The organism is Streptomyces sp. GS7 (assembly GCF_009834125.1).
In the GTDB taxonomy this organism is placed as follows: domain Bacteria; phylum Actinomycetota; class Actinomycetes; order Streptomycetales; family Streptomycetaceae; genus Streptomyces.
In genome coordinates this window covers 7243872-7261314 of record NZ_CP047146.1, presented here as the reverse complement: position 1 = coordinate 7261314, position 17443 = coordinate 7243872, and the positions used below count along the sequence as shown (strand labels likewise).

Annotated in this window: 16 protein-coding genes; 5 read left to right on the top strand and 11 right to left on the bottom strand. The window is 70.2% G+C overall.

Annotation, left to right across the window (positions count from 1 at the left end; genetic code table 11):
* Window positions 1–42: 42 nt before the first annotated feature.
* Together GR130_RS31440 and GR130_RS31435 are read right to left on the bottom strand one after the other, a co-directional pair.
* Complete coding sequence (locus GR130_RS31440; protein ID WP_159507842.1) at window positions 43–729, bottom strand: response regulator; 687 nt, start codon at window positions 727–729, stop codon at window positions 43–45.
* Window positions 723–1877, bottom strand: coding sequence for a sensor histidine kinase (locus GR130_RS31435; protein ID WP_159507841.1), 1155 nt, complete (start codon window positions 1875–1877; stop codon window positions 723–725). The genes GR130_RS31440 and GR130_RS31435 overlap by 7 nt, the downstream gene beginning before the upstream one ends.
* Window positions 1878–2149: 272 nt before the next feature.
* Between GR130_RS31435 and GR130_RS31430 the strand changes: the two genes are divergently transcribed.
* Window positions 2150–3436, top strand: a complete 1287-nt coding sequence (locus tag GR130_RS31430; RefSeq protein WP_236573710.1) for a glycosyltransferase 87 family protein — start codon at window positions 2150–2152, stop codon at window positions 3434–3436.
* Window positions 3437–4251: 815 nt separating this feature from the next.
* Here GR130_RS31430 and GR130_RS31425 read toward each other — a convergent pair.
* From GR130_RS31425 to GR130_RS31415, 3 genes are all read right to left on the bottom strand, one after another.
* Window positions 4252–5205 (bottom strand): hypothetical protein, encoded by a 954-nt coding sequence (locus GR130_RS31425; protein ID WP_159507839.1) that lies wholly within the window; start codon window positions 5203–5205, stop codon window positions 4252–4254.
* A gap of 129 nt (window positions 5206–5334) precedes the next feature.
* Window positions 5335–6489: an LOG family protein gene (locus GR130_RS31420; RefSeq protein WP_159507838.1), complete on the bottom strand. Its 1155-nt coding sequence runs from the start codon at window positions 6487–6489 to the stop codon at window positions 5335–5337.
* A gap of 1 nt (window position 6490) precedes the next feature.
* The gene (locus GR130_RS31415; RefSeq protein ID WP_159507837.1) at window positions 6491–6898 is read right to left on the bottom strand and encodes a MarR family winged helix-turn-helix transcriptional regulator; all 408 of its coding nucleotides are present in this window, start codon (window positions 6896–6898) and stop codon (window positions 6491–6493) included.
* Between the two features lie 133 nt (window positions 6899–7031).
* Between GR130_RS31415 and GR130_RS31410 the strand changes: the two genes are divergently transcribed.
* Window positions 7032–7454, top strand: a complete 423-nt coding sequence (locus tag GR130_RS31410) for a RidA family protein (protein WP_159507836.1) — start codon at window positions 7032–7034, stop codon at window positions 7452–7454.
* 237 nt (window positions 7455–7691) lie between these two features.
* On the opposite strand, the gene GR130_RS31405 is transcribed toward GR130_RS31410, so the two are convergent.
* The 4 genes from GR130_RS31405 to GR130_RS31390 form a co-directional block, all read right to left on the bottom strand.
* Window positions 7692–8852 carry a hypothetical protein gene (locus GR130_RS31405; protein ID WP_159507835.1) on the bottom strand — a complete coding sequence of 387 codons (1161 nt, stop codon included), beginning with the start codon at window positions 8850–8852 and terminating at the stop codon, window positions 7692–7694.
* Window positions 8834–9574: an ABC transporter ATP-binding protein gene (locus GR130_RS31400; RefSeq protein ID WP_159507834.1), complete on the bottom strand. Its 741-nt coding sequence runs from the start codon at window positions 9572–9574 to the stop codon at window positions 8834–8836. Before GR130_RS31400 ends, GR130_RS31405 begins: the two co-directional genes overlap by 19 nt.
* A gap of 213 nt (window positions 9575–9787) precedes the next feature.
* Window positions 9788–11149, bottom strand: a complete 1362-nt coding sequence (locus GR130_RS31395) for an aspartate aminotransferase family protein (RefSeq protein WP_159507833.1) — start codon at window positions 11147–11149, stop codon at window positions 9788–9790.
* Between the two features lie 83 nt (window positions 11150–11232).
* Window positions 11233–11718 (bottom strand): Lrp/AsnC family transcriptional regulator, encoded by a 486-nt coding sequence (locus GR130_RS31390; RefSeq protein ID WP_043266334.1) that lies wholly within the window; start codon window positions 11716–11718, stop codon window positions 11233–11235.
* Window positions 11719–11898: 180 nt separating this feature from the next.
* Between GR130_RS31390 and GR130_RS31385 the strand changes: the two genes are divergently transcribed.
* The 3 genes from GR130_RS31385 (at window position 11899) to GR130_RS31375 (ending at window position 15348) form a co-directional block, all read left to right on the top strand.
* Window positions 11899–13353: a gamma-aminobutyraldehyde dehydrogenase gene (locus tag GR130_RS31385; RefSeq protein WP_159507832.1), complete on the top strand. Its 1455-nt coding sequence runs from the start codon at window positions 11899–11901 to the stop codon at window positions 13351–13353.
* A 131-nt stretch (window positions 13354–13484) separates the two neighbouring features.
* Window positions 13485–14666 carry a polyamine ABC transporter substrate-binding protein gene (locus GR130_RS31380; RefSeq protein ID WP_159507831.1) on the top strand — a complete coding sequence of 394 codons (1182 nt, stop codon included), beginning with the start codon at window positions 13485–13487 and terminating at the stop codon, window positions 14664–14666.
* A gap of 64 nt (window positions 14667–14730) precedes the next feature.
* Window positions 14731–15348 carry an HXXEE domain-containing protein gene (locus tag GR130_RS31375; RefSeq protein ID WP_159507830.1) on the top strand — a complete coding sequence of 206 codons (618 nt, stop codon included), beginning with the start codon at window positions 14731–14733 and terminating at the stop codon, window positions 15346–15348.
* Between the two features lie 265 nt (window positions 15349–15613).
* Here the strand turns inward: GR130_RS31375 and GR130_RS31370 are convergent, their stop codons facing one another.
* Window positions 15614–16636, bottom strand: a complete 1023-nt coding sequence (locus tag GR130_RS31370) for an adenosine deaminase (protein WP_159507829.1) — start codon at window positions 16634–16636, stop codon at window positions 15614–15616.
* A 43-nt stretch (window positions 16637–16679) separates the two neighbouring features.
* Window positions 16680–17297, bottom strand: a complete 618-nt coding sequence (locus tag GR130_RS31365) for an NADAR family protein (RefSeq protein WP_159507828.1) — start codon at window positions 17295–17297, stop codon at window positions 16680–16682.
* Between the last annotated feature and the right edge of the window lie 146 nt (window positions 17298–17443).

The window sequence follows — 17443 nt, the reverse complement described above, 5'->3', positions numbered from 1 at the left end:
CCGCTGTTGTGCCATGGATTGCTCCTGAAGGACGGCTCGCTGCTAGGTGCGAGGGGGAGGGTGGGGACGCCGGCCCTGCGGGACGACCAGGCCCAGCTCATAGGCGAGAATCACCGCCTGGGCACGGTCACGCAGGCCCATCTTGGTGAAGAGCCGGTTGATATGGGTCTTGACGGTGTGATCGGTGATCGTCAGTCGCGTGGCGATCTCTCCGTTGGACAGTCCTTGGGCGATGTGCACGAGTACCTCCACCTCGCGGGCGGTCAGCTCCTCGACTGTGCGGACCGGCACCGGTGCCGACCGCTGCTTGACGAATTCCGCGATGAGCCGCTTGGTCAGCTCGGGTGCGAGCAGCGCATTGCCCTCGGCCACGACCCTGACGGCATGCAGGAGTTCGGGGAACGTGGTGTCCTTGAGGAGGAAACCGCTGGCCCCTGCCGCGAGCGCGTCGTAGACGTACTCGTCGAGGCCGAACGTCGTCAGCATCAGCGCCTTGGTCGTGCCTCCCGACGCCCGGGTGATCTCACGTGCGGCCTCGATGCCGTTCTTGTGCGGCATACGGATGTCCAGCAGCGCCAGGTCGGGGCGTTGCTCCGCGGCGAGACGGACCGCCTGCACACCGTCCTCCGCCTCGCCCACCACATCGATGTCGTCCTGTGTGCCCAGCAGATTGACGAAGCCGGTGCGGACGATCGCCTGGTCGTCGGCGACGATTGCTCTGATCACCACGGGAGCTCCGCTTCCACGAGAAAGCCGCCTTGCGGGCCGCGGCCGGCGGTGAGCTTTCCGCCGAGCAGTGCCGCCCGCTCCTGCATGCCGACCAAGCCGTGGCCGGAGTGGGTCACACCCGGAGGACCCGGCCCGTCGTCCGCGATCCGCACCGCCAGCCGGTCGGACGCGTAGTCGATCTCCACCACCGCATGGGCACCCGGGGCGTGCCTCCGTACGTTGGTTAGCCCCTCCTGCACGATGCGGTAGGCGGACAGCTCCCAGGACGTGGGCAACTCGACCCGATCTCCACTGACCCGCAGGTCGACCGCACCGCCGACCGAACGGTGCTGCGTGATGAGCTCGTCCAGCGCATCGAGGGTCGGCTGGGGAGCCGTACCGGCCTTGTCATCGGGCCCCGTGCGCAGCACGCCCAGCAGCCTGCGCAGCTCCGCCATCGACGACCTGGCCGAAGCGGCGATCTGCTGGAACCCTTCGCGGGCCTGCGGCGAGAGATCAAGGGTGGTGTAGGTGGCGCTCTCCGCCTGCACGGCGATCACCGAAACCGAGTGCGAGACGACATCGTGCAGCTCGCGCGCTATCGCCGCCCGTTCGGACTCGGCGGCCTGCCGGCGCTCCATCGCGATCACCCGCGCCTGCGCGTTTGCCCGCTCGCGCTGTGTCTCTTCGCGCGCGCGTACCGCGTCACCCATCGATACCGCGGCCAGGATCGCCACGGTCAGTACGAACCATTCGGAGAAGAGATCGATGCGGTACGCCTGCGGATGCCACGTCGCGATGTGCCACAGGTTCACCACGAGAGCGAGCGCAGAGCCGCCGCCGACAAGAATCGCCGGATGCGCCATGCGGTGGCGCCCGAGGGTGTAGCAGCCCATGAGACCGCTCACGGTCGCCGCGATATAGAGGTCTGTTCCGGCAGCGAAGCTCACGAGGGTCGCCGCAACGGAAAGGACCGCGGTGGCCGGATGCGCGCGACGCCACGGCAGCGCCGCTGCGGACACCAGCACGCCGAACGCGATCACCGGAGAATGCCGCGGTACCACCACCAGCTCCACGGCCGCGAACGCCGTGAGTGCTCCGCCGGAGACCCAGGGATAAGCGGACGACGCGACCCATGCGCGTAGCCACTGCCGGAGAGATTTGTTCATGCCTTTATCTTTCGGGATCTCCGCAGCTCATGCGTCGCCGCACGGGTTGATCCATTGCAGGGATGTCATGCCACGGGTTGACTCCGAAGTTCGGTTGCTCGTTTGACGCTTCACCGTTCCGCCGTCCATAGCCTCGTGATCAACGCGAGGACGGGAGTCTCATGAACGGGCAACTTACTTATGGATCCGGGGAGTTGAAGCGATGGCGTGGAGCGATGCGGGCAGTGCGGCGGCGGTGGCGCACATTCCGCAGGTCTGGAAACCACGAGGTCTTGGGGTGGAGCGCGTGCGCGCTCACCGCACTTGGACTGGGGATCGCCACCACGCTCGCCCCGCACCGGACATGGGCTCTCATCGCCACGGTCGGATACGGCTGTGCGGCGGCGGTCGCGGCGTTCCGCGCGCGGGGACGGAACAAGCCGCGTGCTCCGGCAGCCTCCGCTCATCTGCCCGCCGTGGTGGCCGTGACGGGCTCGGTGGTACTGCCCCTTGCCGTCCTCGCGCTGAGCGGCAGGGCGCAACTGGAGGTCTCGGTAGTCGAGCGCGCGGGCGGCCTGCTGCTGTCGTCGGGCAGCCCCTACGTTCCCACTCCGTCCGTAGTGCCGGACTACAACCCCTATCTGCCGGGCATGGCGGTCTTCGGTCTGCCCCATGCGCTCTTCGGGGCCCGGCCGTTGGCGGACGCCCGATGGTGGATGGCAGGAGCCTTCCTCCTCTCCATGACCGGCGCGGCGCTCACGCTGGTTCGCGGCGTGCCGGCGGGCCTCCGTGCCCCGCGGAGGAGCCGGGTCACCGCCCGCAGGAACAGCACTCTCGCACTGGCCTGGCTCGCTGCCTGCCCCATGGTGGCCCTGCCGCTGGCCGTTGGGGGCATAGACCTGCCGGTGATCGGCCTCATGTGCTGGGGACTGGCGGCGGCCGGCCGCGGAATGCCAGGGCGTACGGGGCTGTTGCTGGGCGCCGCGGCAGCGCTGAAGTGGACGGCCTGGCCGGCGATACCGGTGGCCATCGTCCTGTTGGTGATGCGTAACGGGTGGCGCCGTGGGTTGACATGCGGCGCCGTCACGGCGGTGACGGTATCGGCGACGGTGTTGCCCTTCGCCCTCACCACTCCACGCTCCTTCGCCGAGAACGTCGTGGCGTTCCCTCTGGGACTCGGCGCGACGGCATCACCCGCCGAGAGCCCCCTTCCCGGGCACCTCTTGGCCGCGTATGTGCCCGGCGGCAGGCTGACCGCCATGGCCCTCCTGGCGGTCGCAGCCCTCACTGTCGTCGCCTCCCTGCTGGTACGGCCACCGTGCACGGTCCGCACGGCGGCCGACCGCCTGGCGATCGGCCTCGCGCTGGCCATGGCACTGATGCCGGCCACCCGCTTCGGATACCTCGTCTATCCGCTGGTGCTGTGTGTATGGCCCCGCCTCTGCCGTCCCGCGGTGGAGACACGCACCGCGAGCCGACTCCGGATGCCAGAGCCACCCCCGCTGGAGAACACGCTGCCCGCCGACCCGGCGACGGAGCCGGAGCACCACATCGCCGAACCGCGAGAGAAGGCAGCCTGATGCCCCGCACCCTCAGCGTCACCAACGCCTTCCCACCCCGTCAGGGAGGGATCGAGACCTCCGTGCATGCCACGACGAACCGCTTCCCGCGCGACGCGATGGTCAGCTACACCTCGGCCGAGCCGGGGTCGGCCGGGCACGATGCCGCCCTGCCGTTCCCGGTGACGGCGGGTGATCCTTCGTGCGGCCCGGCTCGTGCCCTGGAAGTGCCAGGGCCCACGGAAGTGCCAGGGCCCACGGAAGTGCCAGGACACGCTGATCCGCGCGCCGCCGCTGATCCGCCGCCGGGTGCCCGATGCCGTGGTGCTGCTCGTGGGCGGCGGCCTCAACGAACGCAGTCTGTGCGGGCTCGTGACGGCCGAAGGCGTCGACGCTGCCGTGGTCTTCGCCGGTCCTCATCCGCACCGGGGTCCCTGCCGTCGCTCCACGCCGCGGTCGATGTCTTCGCCATGACCTGCCGCACGCGCCGGGGCGGACTGGAGATCGAGGGGCTGGGGATCATCTTCCTGGAGGCGGCCGCGGCCGGCCTTCCGTGTTGGTCGGTGACTCGGGTGGTGCGCCCGACGCGGTGCGTGGCGGCGCGACAGGTCATGTGGTGGACGGAGGCAGTCCGTTCGCCGTGGCGGAACGGTTGACACCGATGCTCGCGGACCCTGGCGCCGCCCGGGCGATGGGGGAGAAGGGGCGGTCCCGGGGCACCGCGGATTTGGGGTGGGACCCTTCCTACGGGCAACGGGCGCGCTTGCTTGCCGGTTGATGGGCCAGGGTGGGCGACCGGCTCGCCCTCGCCCTCACCCTGGCCGTCGACAGCGGCGTCAGGCAGCCGCTCGATGCGCGCTGTCCGCTGGAGTGGCGGCCGTTTCCGGGGCCGAGCCGTCAGCGTCGGTCGCACCGGGCTCCGGTTCCGGCTCGCCGAACCACGCGACCGCGACGGCTCCGGCCACGGCGACCAGAAAACCGAGGACGGCGACCCAGGCGAAGCCCGGACGGGAGGAGTCACCGAGCCACAGCACTCCGAGGATGCCGGGGACCACGGTCTCGCCCACCACCAGTGCCGCCGTGGCGCCGTTCACCGAACCGATCTGCAGCGCGACGGTGTGCAGGTACATCCCGCCGATGCCCGCGACGAGGATCGCGTACAGCGCGGGGTCGCCGAGGAGGGAGGGCAGATGGAACGGATCGATACCGTTCAGCACCCGCACGCCGACACCGAGGGCGCCGAAGCCCAGGCCGGAGAGCAGACCCGCGAGGATCGCTGCCCGCCCGCCGAGCAGTCGCACGATCAGGGTGCCGCCGCCGATGATCACGACGGACGCGACGAGCAGCCACCAGTGCGTCGTGATCGGGGTGTCGCCGCCGCCCTCCGGCCCTGCGGAGGTGGCCAGCAGCACCAGTGCCGAGCAGACCACGGCGATGGAGGTCCATTCGGGGCGGGTGAGCCGGATGTTGAGGAGTTTGATGCTCAGCACGGCCGTGATCACGAGATTCGCGCTGATCACGGTCTGCGAGAGGAACAGGGGCAGCAGTCGGGCGGCGAGCGCGCCGAGCCCGAAGCCTATGAAGTCCAGCACCGTGCCGACCATGAACTCCCAGGTCACGGCGGCCTTCGCGGTGGACGACAGGCTGGGGCCGCCGTGCTGGGTGACGCCGGTGGTGGACGCCTTGGCCGCTTCCCGGCGGGCGGACTTACGCGACCCCACCGCCTGCAGGACCGAACCCGTGCCGTAGCAGGCAGATGCCGCCACGGCCGTCAGAAGGCCGATGATCACCAAGAGCTCCGTTCGCGCACTGCATTACCTGTTCATTACCTGGCCTGCCAGACGCGCATTTCGGGACGGGAGTTGCCTCGGCGGGCAAACGGATCTCTCGATGGTCAAAGGATCAGGAACAGGTCCCGGTCAGGAGCCGGACTCTGAGCCGAGGCGTGCCAGCGCCTCCGGGACGTCGTCCACCGAGTCGACCAGGGCGACCCGGGCCGCCATGGGGCGGTCGGTTGCCAGCGCCTGGAGCAGCGGCCAGGTCGGCAGTTCCTCGGTCCAGTGCTCGCGGTTCACCAGCACCATCGGCGTCGGTTCGCCGCGCGACCGGTAGTAGTTCGGGGTCGCGTTGTCGAAGATCTCCTGAACGGTCCCCGCCGCACCGGGAAGGAACACCACGCCGGCGTCGGACCGGGCCAGCAGGCCGTCCTCACGCAGCGCATTGACGAAGTACTTCGCGATATGGGACGCGAAGGGGTTCGGGGGTTCGTGGCCGTAGAACCAGGTGGGGATGCCGACGGAAGGGCCGCCCCCGGGCCGGGTGCGGCGCACGTCGAAGGCGGCTCTCGCCCAGTCGGTGACGGAGGGCCTGAAATGCGGTGCCTTGGAGAGGATCTCCAGTGCCGAGTCGAGCATGCCGTCCTCGAACGGCGCGGCGTAGGCTCCGAGGTTCGCCGCCTCCATCGCGCCCGGTCCGCCGCCGGTCGCGACGGTCAGGCCCTCACGGGTGAGCCGGCGGCCGAGCCGGGCCGCGCCGGCATAGGAGGCGGAGCCGCGCTCCAGGGAGTGGCCGCCCATGATCCCGACCATGCGCGAACCGGCGAGATGCTCGTCCAGGGCGTCCGACACGGCATCGTCGTGGATGCTCCGCAGCATGGACGCGAACACATCCCCGCTCGCCCTGGTCTCCTGGTACCAGCGGTATGTGCGGGCGTCCGGGGTCGCGTCGTAACCGGCGTCGACCAGCCCCTCGAAGAGTTCGTCCGGGGCATACAGGCTGCCGCGATACGGATCGACCGGAAGGCCCGGTACCGGCGGGAAGACCAGCGCGCCGCCGGCGCGCACCTTCGCGGCGGCGTCCGGCTCCATGGCGCAGCCGAGGAAGACGGACTCCGCGGTATCCGTACTGAGCAACGCGAAGGTACGGTCCGTCAGATCGAGGCACTGGACGCGGTATCCGGCGAGGCTGCCCGATGCGGCGACCCGGTCGAACTCCGTGATGGAGCCGATCTCCTGGCCTCGCTCGCGGGGGCTGTGGGACACCGGGGGCTCTGAATTCGACTGCACGCCGGCCATGTTAGGTCCGCAGTGACTGCACCAGGGGTGCGAGCAGTCCGTCTTCGGCCGCGGCATCGAGTGCGGAGCGCAATGCGCTGTCGTACGTCGGGCGTGCTCTGTTCTGTACGTCCCGGCCCTCGTCAGTGATCACGCTGTAGACGCCGCGCCGGTCGTCGGGGCACAGGTCCCGGCGGGTCAGGCCGGTCGACTCCAGACGCGAAGCCAGCCGGCTGACCGAGCTCTGATTGAGGCCGATGAGATCGGCGAGCTCCTGCATGCGCAGCTCGCCCTCGTCGGCCTCCGCGAGCCGGGCCAGTGCGCGGTACTCGGAGAGCCCGAGGCTGTGGTGTTGCTGCAGGGCCTTCGCCAGCTCCTGCTCGACACGCGTGTGCAGTGCGCCGAACCGGTCCCAGTGCTCCGCGTCCATCGTCTTCCGCTTTCTTCCGTCCTCGGGCAGCTGTGCGTTCTTCCACCGAGCTCTTGACAGCAGCGTACATGCAGCAGAAAATTATGTATGTGCATGCAAGAGATTCGACATGGATCCAGGAAAGGGGGGCGTTATGTCGACGACCGGTGTCGCAGTGACCGGGAGTGCGCAGGAGATCGAGCGGATCGCCACCACGCCGGATTGGTATGAGCCGTACAAGATCTCCCAGGCCGTCAAGGCGGGCGGACTGATCCATGTCTCGGGGCAGGCGGGGATCGACGAGCAGGGGCGGACCGTCTCGGACGACTTCCTCACGCAGGGGCGGCAGGCGTTCGCGAACGTCGAGCGGGTTCTCGCGGCGGCCGGCGCCTCGTTCACCGATGTGGTGAAGGTGGGCATCTTCGTGACGGACATGGCCGCCTGCCTCGACCAAGTCATCGCCCTGCGCGAGGAGTTCCTGTCCGATCCCTATCCCGCGGACACGCTCCTGGAAGTGCCGTCGTTGGCCCGGCCGGACTGGCGAATAGAGGTCGAGGTCACCGCTCTCGCCCGCTGAGACCGGCGCTTCCCGCTGCGTCACCGCTCACCGGAGGCCATCCCGCACCGCACCGTCCTGCGACACACCATGCGGCGGCGCGCACCGCACCGATGTGCGTCCACCACCCCGACCAGGCCGCCGCGTCACCACCCGGACCGGATCACCACGCCACCATCCCAGCCGAATCGTCGCCCCGCCGGCCCGGGCGATCCGTCACCAACTCGGCCCGACCGCCCCCATACCTCCACCGTGCCCTCAATGCACCAGCGGAAGCGTGGCCATCTCGGCGACGGTCCATGTCAGAGGGCCCAGTACAAGAGTCAGCGCGACGGCGCGCAGTGCCGTGGCGCGCTGGAGGACGGAAGCGGGGGCGCCGAGGCGGCGCAGGGCGGCGGTGGTGCGGGCGCGGGCCGACCGGGACTCCAGAGCGGCGGCCAGGGCACTGGCGGTGACACAGGCGAAGATGACCGATGTTCCGATGGCGGTGAGCGGTCCGACAGAACGGGAGGGAGCGTTTCCGTACACGGTGACGGCGGCGTAGGCCCCGGAGGCCACCGCGCACAGGACGCCGAGCGGGCGGCCCAGGCGGTGCGACTCCTCTTGGAGTACGCGCCCGGACAGCAGCCGCTGTGCGCCGGGGCGCCCCGCGCACAGCAACTGACCGGACAGATACACCAGACCGGGGCCGGCCAGGACGAGCCCCAAGGCGGCGAGGGCCCAGCCGGCCAGGACGCCCGGGGCGCTGCCGATCAGCCGGCCCGGGAGCGGCAGCACTCCGCCGTGGGCATCGGTGACGGGGCTGGTGTACGCCTCGACGGCCAGACCCGCCGCCGTGAGGGCGACGCCCCATGGGAGGCCGGTGGGGGCGGTGATGGAGTGCGGCTCGGCGTCGCGGTAGCCCGGCTCGGTGCGGGGGCGCAGCGAGAGGGCGGTCGCCGCGGCGGCGGCGAGCGGGACGGCCGCCAGCAGCATGAGGGCGCCGGGCAGCGGCAAGGGGTGGCCGGCGCCCAGCAGGTCGGGGTCGGAGTCGACGACGGCGGGGCCGCCGAGGTCGCCGCGGAGACGGAGGAAGACGAGCAGGGAGAGGAGGACGCCGAGGACACAGGACAGCGCGGTGGAGGCCGCCGCGAGCAGGGTGAGACGCAACGGGCCCAGGCCAGCGGCCGTCATGCCGCGCTGGAGGCGGGCAGCCGGATCCGTGCGGGCGACCGAGACCGCGAGCTGCGTGGTGGCGGCGAGCGGGGCGGCGCACCACAGCAGGCGGGCCAGGGAATCGCCGGCGGCGGTGGGGTGGCCGGCGGCGTGGCCGAGAGCGGACAGCAGCAGGAAACCGGTGCCGGCGGAGGCGGCGGCGACGAAAAGACGGCGCAGCAGGACGAGGGGGTGAGAGCCGCGGGCTAGACGGAGAGCGAGCACGCTGCCCTGCTTTCCTCATCGGAGGAGTCGGGGGTGGCGGGCACGGCGCCCGAGAGGCGTCCGTCGAGGAGCGAGACGGTGCGGTCGGCGAGGGCGGCGACCTGGGGATCGTAGGTCGCCAGGATCACGGTGATCTGGTGCGAGCGGGCCGCGGTGGTCAGGGTGCGCAGCACCTGGGTGCCGTCGGCGCTGTGCAGCGGTGCGGTCGGCTCGTCGGCGAAGAGCACCTGGGGGGTGGTGGCGAGGGCGCGGGCGATGGCGACCCGTTGGCGCTGGGACTGGTCGAGCCGCGCGGGGCGGCGGCGGGCGCACATGCCGACGTCGAGGCGGTCCAGCCATTCGACGGCGGTGTTCTTGGCCGAGCGGTGGCCGGTGCCGCGCAGCAGGAGGGGGAGGGCGGCGTTCTCCCAGGCGGTGAGTTCGGGGACGAGGTGGGGTTCGGTGTCGATCCAGCCGAACCGGTCGAGACGCAGTCGTTCGCGGCTGGGGCCGGAGAGTGTGTGGACGGAGGCGCCGTTGAACCAGACTTCGCCCTCGGTGGGGACGATCTGCCCGGACAGGCAGTGCAGGAGGGTGGTCTTGCCGCTGCCGCGGGGGCCGGTGACGGCGATGATCTCTCCCTCGCGGACGCCGAGGGAGACTCCGGTGAGGGCGGCGGTGCCACCGTGCATGTGGTGCAGGTCGCGAGCCCAGAGCACGTCGTTGTCAGGCGGGGCCACCATCTGCGCACCTCTTGCTTGTTCGCTGGTCCTTCCCCCGACCGGGTGAACGACCACGGAGGGTATCGGTCACTAGCACGGTAAGGACTCGTGGCCCTCGGCATTCGGCGCTCGGCAGGCACAACGGCCCAGATTCACTCGTGTGGCTGGAAGTGAGTGAATCTGAGCCGCTGGATGTTCAGTTGTGTACCAGCGAACCAGGAGGTGACGCGTAGGTCAGAGCTTGGTCCACGCCTCGGTGAGGACGGAGCGCAGGATCTGCTCGATCTCGTCGAAGACGCTCTGGTCGGCGATCAGCGGCGGGGCCAGCTGGATGACCGGGTCGCCACGGTCGTCGGCGCGGCAGTAGAGGCCGTTGTCGTAGAGGGCCTTCGAGAGGAAGCCGTAGAGGACGCGCTCGGTCTCCTCGTCGTTGAAGGACTCCTTGGTGGCCTTGTCCTTGACGAGCTCGATGCCGTAGAAGAAGCCGTTGCCGCGGACGTCGCCGACGATCGGCAGGTCGTGCAGCTTCTGCAGCGTGCTGAGGAAGTTGCCCTCGTTGTCGAGGACGTGCTGGTTGAGGCCCTCGCGCTCGAAGATGTCGAGGTTGGCGACGCCGACGGCCGCGGAGACCGGGTGACCACCGAAGGTGTAGCCGTGCAGGAAGGTGTTGTCGCCCTTGTAGAACGGCTCGGCCAGGCGGTCGGAGACGATGCAGGCGCCGATCGGGGAGTAGCCCGAGGTCATGCCCTTGGCGCAGGTGATCATGTCCGGGACGTAGCCGAACTTGTCGCAGGCGAAGATCGTGCCGAGGCGGCCGAAGGCGCAGATGACCTCGTCGGAGACGAGCAGCACGTCGTACTGGTCGCAGATCTCGCGGACCCGCTGGAAGTAGCCGGGGGGCGGCGGGAAGCAGCCGCCGGCGTTCTGGACCGGCTCCAGGAAGACGGCGGCGACGGTGTCCGGGCCCTCGAAGAGGATCTGCTGCTCGATCTGGTCGGCGGCCCAGCGGCCGAACGCCTCGGGGTCGTCGCCGTGGATCGGGGCGCGGTAGATGTTGGTGTTCGGGACCTTGTGCGCGCCGGGGACCAGCGGCTCGAAGGGGGCCTTCAGGGCCGGGAGACCGGTGATCGACAGGGCGCCCTGCGGGGTGCCGTGGTAGGCCACCGCGCGGGATATGACCTTGTGCTTGGTGGGCTTGCCGACGAGCTTGAAGTACTGCTTGGCCAGCTTCCAGGCGGTCTCGACGGCCTCGCCGCCGCCGGTGGTGAAGAAGACCTTGTTCAGGTCGCCGGGGGCGTAGTGGGCCAGGCGCTCGGCCAGCTCCACGGCCTTGGGGTGCGCGTACGACCACACCGGGAAGAAGGCCAGCTCCTGGGCCTGCTTGTAGGCGGTCTCGGCGAGCTCGACCCGGCCGTGGCCGGCGTTGACAACGAAGAGGCCGGCGAGGCCGTCGATGTAGCGCTTGCCCTTGTCGTCGTAGATGTTGGTGCCCTCACCGCGCACGATCGTGGGCACGGGGGCGTTCTCGTACGACGACATGCGGGTGAAGTGCATCCACAGGTGGTCGTACGCCGTCTTGGAGAGGTCGGCGCTCATGCGCAAGCCTCGCTTCGCTCGGCGGGCTGGCATTCGCGCAGCGCGCACCTCTTCATGATTCGCTCGCTGTGCTCGCTCATGTGCTATCTCGTTCCCCAGGTGTAGGTCTGCTTCCGGAGCTTGAGGTAGACGAAGCTCTCGGTGGATCGAACGCCGGGAAGCGTGCGGATCCTCTTGTTGATCATTTCCAGCAGGTGATCGTCGTCCTCGCAGACGATCTCGATGATGAGGTCGAAGGAGCCCGCCGTCATGACGACGTACTCGACTTCCTCCATGGTCGTCAGGGCGTCGGCCACGGGGTCGAGGTCGCCCTCGACGTTGATGCCGACCATGGCCTGCCGGCGGAAACCGACCGTGAGGGGGTCGGTGACCGCGACGATCTGCATCACGCCCTGGTCGAGCAGTTTCTGTACGCGCTGGCGTACCGCCGCCTCGGACAGGCCCACGGCCTTGCCGATCGCGGCGTACGGACGGCGTCCGTCCTCCTGGAGCTGCTCGATGATCGCCAGGGAGACGGAGTCGATCGACGGAGTGCCGGTTCTGTCAGGACTGTTACGAGAAGGCGCCACGTCATTCACTGTGCACGAGGTTCGACGGTATGGCAACCCTGATTCGATGAAATCAGTTGTTGATCGAGGATGATTTCACTGATTTCGTTGTTCGAACGGTGTGGGTGTGTTGAAAACGTGGTCGCCGCGGCTAGTGTGGGATCTCAACCACCGGACATCTGACACTGAAGGGGGCGCACAGTGACCACCGCACTGCGTCGTCTGCGCAACTACATCGACGGGGAGTTCCGGGACGCCGCCGACGGCCGGACCACGGAGGTGGTCAACCCCGCGACGGGCGAGCCCTACGCCACCGCCCCGCTGTCGGGTGCCGCGGACGTGGACGCGGCCATGGCGGCCGCCGAAGCGGCCTTCCCCGCGTGGCGCGACCTGATCCCGGCCGAGCGCCAGAAGGTCCTCCTCAAGATCGCCGACCGCTTCGAGGAGCGCGCCGAGGAGCTGATCGCCGCCGAGTCCGAGAACTGCGGCAAGCCGATCGCCCTCGTGCGCTCCGAGGAGATCCCGCCGATGGTGGACCAGATCCGCTTCTTCGCGGGGGCCGCCCGGATGCTCGAAGGCCGCTCGGCCGGCGAGTACATGGACGGCTTCACCTCCATCATCCGGCGGGAGCCGGTCGGCGTCTGCGCCCAGGTCGCGCCGTGGAACTACCCGATGATGATGGCCGTGTGGAAGTTCGCCCCGGCGCTCGCCGCGGGCAACACCGTGGTCATCAAGCCCTCCGACACCACCCCCGCCTCGACGGTGCTGATCGCGGAGATCATCGGCGGCGTGCTGGACGAACTGGGCCACTCCCGCGGTGTGTTCAACGTGATCTGCGGCGACCGGGAGACCGGCCGCCTGATGGTCGAGCACAAGGTGCCGGCGATGGCCTCGATCACCGGCTCGGTGCGCGCCGGCATGCAGGTCGCCGAGTCCGCCTCCAAGGACCTCAAGCGGGTCCACCTGGAGCTGGGCGGCAAGGCGCCGGTCGTGGTCTTCGAGGACACCGACATCGCCAAGGCCGTCGAGGACATCGCCATCGCCGGCTACTTCAACGCCGGCCAGGACTGTACGGCCGCCACCCGGGTGCTCGTCCAGGAGTCCATCCACGACGAGTTCGTCGCCGCGCTGGCCAAGGCCGCCTCGGAGACCAGGACCGGCGCGGTCGACGACGAGGACGTGCTCTACGGCCCGCTGAACAACGCCAACCAGCTCGCGCAGGTCAAGGGCTTCATCCAGCGGCTGCCCGCGCACGCCAAGATCGAGGCCGGCGGCGAACAGGTCGGCGAGAAGGGCTACTTCTTCGCGCCCACCGTCGTCTCGGGCCTCAGGCAGGACGACGAGATCGTCCAGCACGAGGTCTTCGGGCCGGTCATCACCGTCCAGTCGTTCCGCGACGAGGCGCAGGCGCTGGAGTGGGCCAACGGCGTCGAGTACGCGCTGGCGTCCTCGGTGTGGACCAAGGACCACGCCCGGGCGATGCGGATGTCCAAGGGCCTCGACTTCGGCTGCGTGTGGATCAACACGCACATCCCGCTGGTCGCCGAGATGCCGCACGGCGGGTTCAAGAAGTCCGGCTACGGCAAGGACCTGTCCGCCTACGGCTTCGACGACTACACCCGGATCAAGCACGTGATGACCTCGCTGGACGGCTGAGCCGACCGGCCCCCAGGGGATCCCCACCGTCGAGCGGCACACAACGCCCGACACACCGTCGCGGGCGGAGGCCCGGCAATGGACGCTCTGTCACTTGCCGCCTCCGCCCGCGGCGCGTGAGAGTGCTCACCATGGCTGATCTTTCGCGGCGTTCGCTGCTCAGGGGTGTGGGCGGAATCGGTGTGACCGGGGCGCTGGCCGCCGTGACGGGGTGCGGGGTGCCGCCGGCGTACGTCGACGCGGCCGACCGCGAGAGTCCGGACCGCTCCGCGCGCGAGCACAAGCTGGTCTTCGCCAACTGGCCGCTCTACATCGACGTCGACGACCACGACAAGCAGCGCCGGCCCACCCTGGACGCGTTCCAGAGGCGCACCGGGATCGCCGTGACGTACACCGAGGAGATCAACGACAACGACGAGTTCTTCGGGAAGATCAGTCCGGCGCTGATGAACCACCAGCCCACCGGCCGCGATCTGATCGTCATCAGCGACTGGATGTGCGCCCGGTTCGTCCGGCTGGGATGGGTCGAGACGATGGACCGCACGGCCCAGCCGAACGTCGCGAAGTACCTCGATCCGCAGCTGCGCACCCCGCACTTCGACCCCGGCCGGATGCACTCGGTGCCGTGGCAGTCCGGCATCACGGGTATCGCCTACAACCGCAGGAGGCTCGGCCGGGAGATCAGGCACACCTCCGACCTGTGGAAGGACGATCTCCGCGGCCGGGTCACGCTGCTGTCCGGGCTCGACGAGGCGTTCGCGATGCTGCTCCAGGGCAACGGCGTCGACATCACCCGCTGGACCGCCGACGACTTCCACCGGATGATCGACCAGGTGCGCGGCCTGGTCCGCAGGGGCCAGATCCGGCGTTTCACCGGTAACGACTACATCAAGGACCTGGACTCCGGCGATGTGCTCGCCGCGCAGGCGTACTCCGGCGATGTGATCCAGTTGCAGGCGGACAACCCGGACATCGAGTTCGTGGTGCCGGAGGAGGGGGCCGAGCTGTGGGCGGAGAGCTTGATGATCCCCAACCTCGCGGCCCACAAGCGGAACGCGGAGCGGCTGATCGACTACTACTACCAGCCCGAGGTCGCGGCGGAGCTGGCCGCCTGGGTCAACTACGTGTGCCCGGTGCCGGCCGCACGGGAGGTGCTCGCCTCGTCCAAGGACAAGGACCGGGCCAAGCTCGCCGAGGACCCGCTGGTCTTCCCCGATGCGCGGATGCGCCGGCGGCTGGCCATCGCGCGGGACATCACGGCCGGGGAGCGGGCCGGGTTCGCCAAGGAGTGGAACGCGATCGTGGGGCTGTAGGGCCTGACCGGTCGGTCAGGGGCGGTGTCCGCGGTGGTCAACGGGCCTGCCACACTTGGCGGTTATGCCGATCTCCGTGGTGAAGTCGAAGGTCCCCGTACCGTCCGCGCCGCCCGTGCACGGGACGGCTGTGGGCGGGACACCGGTGGGCGGAGTACCCGTGGGCGGGGTGGCGCCCGCCGTCACGCTGGGGCTGTTCGCCGCGTGGGCGCTGCACGACGCGGAGGAGGTGGCGTTCGGGCCGCGCTGGGTCCGGGAGAACGTACCGGCCCTGCGCAAGCGCTTCCCCCGGGTGCCCGAGAAGGTCTGGCGGGCCCTGGAGGGCGTCACCGAGCGGGAGTTCGCGGCGGCGGTCGGCGTGATGGGGGCCATCGTGGCCGCCGCGGCCGTCAGCGGGCACCGTACGGGTGGTCGGTCCGCGTTCTTCCAGAGCACGCTGGACGGCTTCGGGCTGCACGGCCTGCTGCACCTCGCGCAGGCGGCGGCCACCCGCGGCTACACCCCGGGCTCCGCCACCTCGCCGGTGATCGTCATCCCCTTCACGCTCTGGGCGCGCGGCCGGCTGCGGCGCGCCGGCCGGCTGCGCCCGGCGACCGCCGGCAGCGCCGTCCGGGGCGTGGCCGTCGCAGGGGCGGCCACGGTCGTCTCGCACGCGGTGGCGCGGCGGCTGGTCCGGCGCTGACCGGCGCAGCGGCCCCCCACCCAACCGGTGCCGCGCATAGGGGGGTTGCCCCGCCCGCGCGGTACCGTCCGTGAGCTGTCGGACCGGCCCTAGGCCCTGTCGTCAAACTCCCGTCTGCCTGCCGACGCCCTGCACGCACTCTCGCCGCACCGGACGACGACCCCAGTACTCCAGTACAGGGGCCGTCGCCCGGCACACCGAGAGCACGCACCGGACGCCGCCCAGCCCGCCCTTCGGGCGGACGACGGGAGTTTGACGACAGGCCCTAGCCGCGCCAGCCGCTCGCGTAGGCGTCGATCTCGGCCGCCAGCCGGGACTTGGCCGCGTCGTCCATGAACGAGGCGGTCACGGCGTTCTTGGCGAGGGTGGCCAGGCCCGCGGTGTCCAGGCCCAGGAGGCGGGCGGCGACGGCGTATTCGGTGTTCAGGTCGGTGCCGAACATGGGCGGGTCGTCGCTGTTGACGGTGACCAGGACGCCGGCGTCGACCATCTCCCTGATGGGGTGCTCGTCGAGCGTGCGGACGGCGCGGGTGGCGATGTTGGACGTCGGGCAGACCTCCAACGGGATGCGGTGCTCGGCGAGATGGGCGAGCAGCTCCGGGTCCTGGGTGGCGCTGGTGCCGTGGCCGATGCGCTCGGCGCGCAGGTCGTGGAGGGCGTCCCAGATCGTGCCGGGGCCGGTGGTCTCGCCGGCGTGCGGGACGGAGTGGAGGCCGGCGGCGACGGCCCGGTCGAAGTAGGGCTTGAACTGGGGCCGCGGCACGCCGATTTCGGGTCCGCCGAGGCCGAACGAGACCAGTCCCTCGGGCTGGAGCTCGCAGGCGATGCGGGCGGTCTCCTCGGCGGCGTCCAGGCCGGCCTCGCCGGGGATGTCGAAGCACCAGCGCAGCACCACGCCCAGCTCGGCCTCGGCCGACTTCCGGGCGTCCTCGATGGCCTCGACGAAGGCGACGTCCGGGATGCCGCGGCGGACCGAGCTGAACGGGGTGATGGTCAGCTCGGCGTAGCGGATCTGCTGGCGGGCCATGTCGCGGGCGACCTCGTACGTCAGCAGGCGGACGTCCTCGGCGTCGCGGATCAGGTCCACGACGGAGAGGTAGACGTCGATGAAGTGCGCGAAGTCGCGGAAGGTGAAGTAGTCGGCGAGCGCCTCGGGGTCGCTGGGCACGGCGGAGTCGGGGTGCCGGGCGGCCAGCTCGGCGACGATGCGCGGCGAGGCCGAACCGACGTGGTGGACGTGCAGCTCCGCTTTGGGCAGGCCCGCGATGAAGGCGTCGAGGTCGGACAACGGTTCCTCCTGGGTGAGGGGCGGTGCGGATACGGCGGTCCGCTCATCGTATGGGGGTGGCGCATCCGCCTTCCGCCAGCCTCTGGCGCGCCTCCATCAGGGCGAAGCCGAGGAGGTTCAGCCCGCGCCAGCGGGCCGGGTCGTCGGCGCGCTCGTCGTCGGCGGCGAGGCCGATGCCCCAGACGCGGTCCAGGGGGCTGGCCTCCACCAGGACCCGGGAGCCGGTGCCCAGCAGGAACTCCCGCAGATCGGCGTCCTGGCCGAATTTGTGCAGGCTGCCTTCGAGGACGAGGGCGAAGCGGTGGCCGCGCCAGCGCTCCTCGTCGAAGCCGCGGACGCTCCGCCCGGCGTCCTTGGCCTCCTTGGGACGACCGGCGGCTATCGCGCGCCGCTCCGCCTCCGCGTCACCGAACAGGCGGGCTTTGCCGGCCATCATCCAGTGCTCGGCGGTCGCGTAGCGGACCCCGTCGACGGTGAAGGGGGAGGGCCACCACTGGCTGAGGCAGCTCGCCCCGATGCGGCCGTCGCGCAGCGGGCGATGGCCCCAGAAGTGGACGAACTCCACGCGCCCGCCGGTGGCGGTCAGCGCGCTGACGTCCTCGACCGAACGCGGTCCGTCCGCGGCGCGCCCGTCCATGATCCCCGTGGTGTCGTGCATCATGCCGGGATTCTGTCAGCGGGCACTGACAACGTGTCGGGGGTCCGGACCACCGAATTCGCAGAATTCGTCGCGTAACCAAAAGGCAACAACGGAATCACTTGTTGGTCGCCTTCAGCTCTGTCAAGATCGGCCATCGAATCCGGATA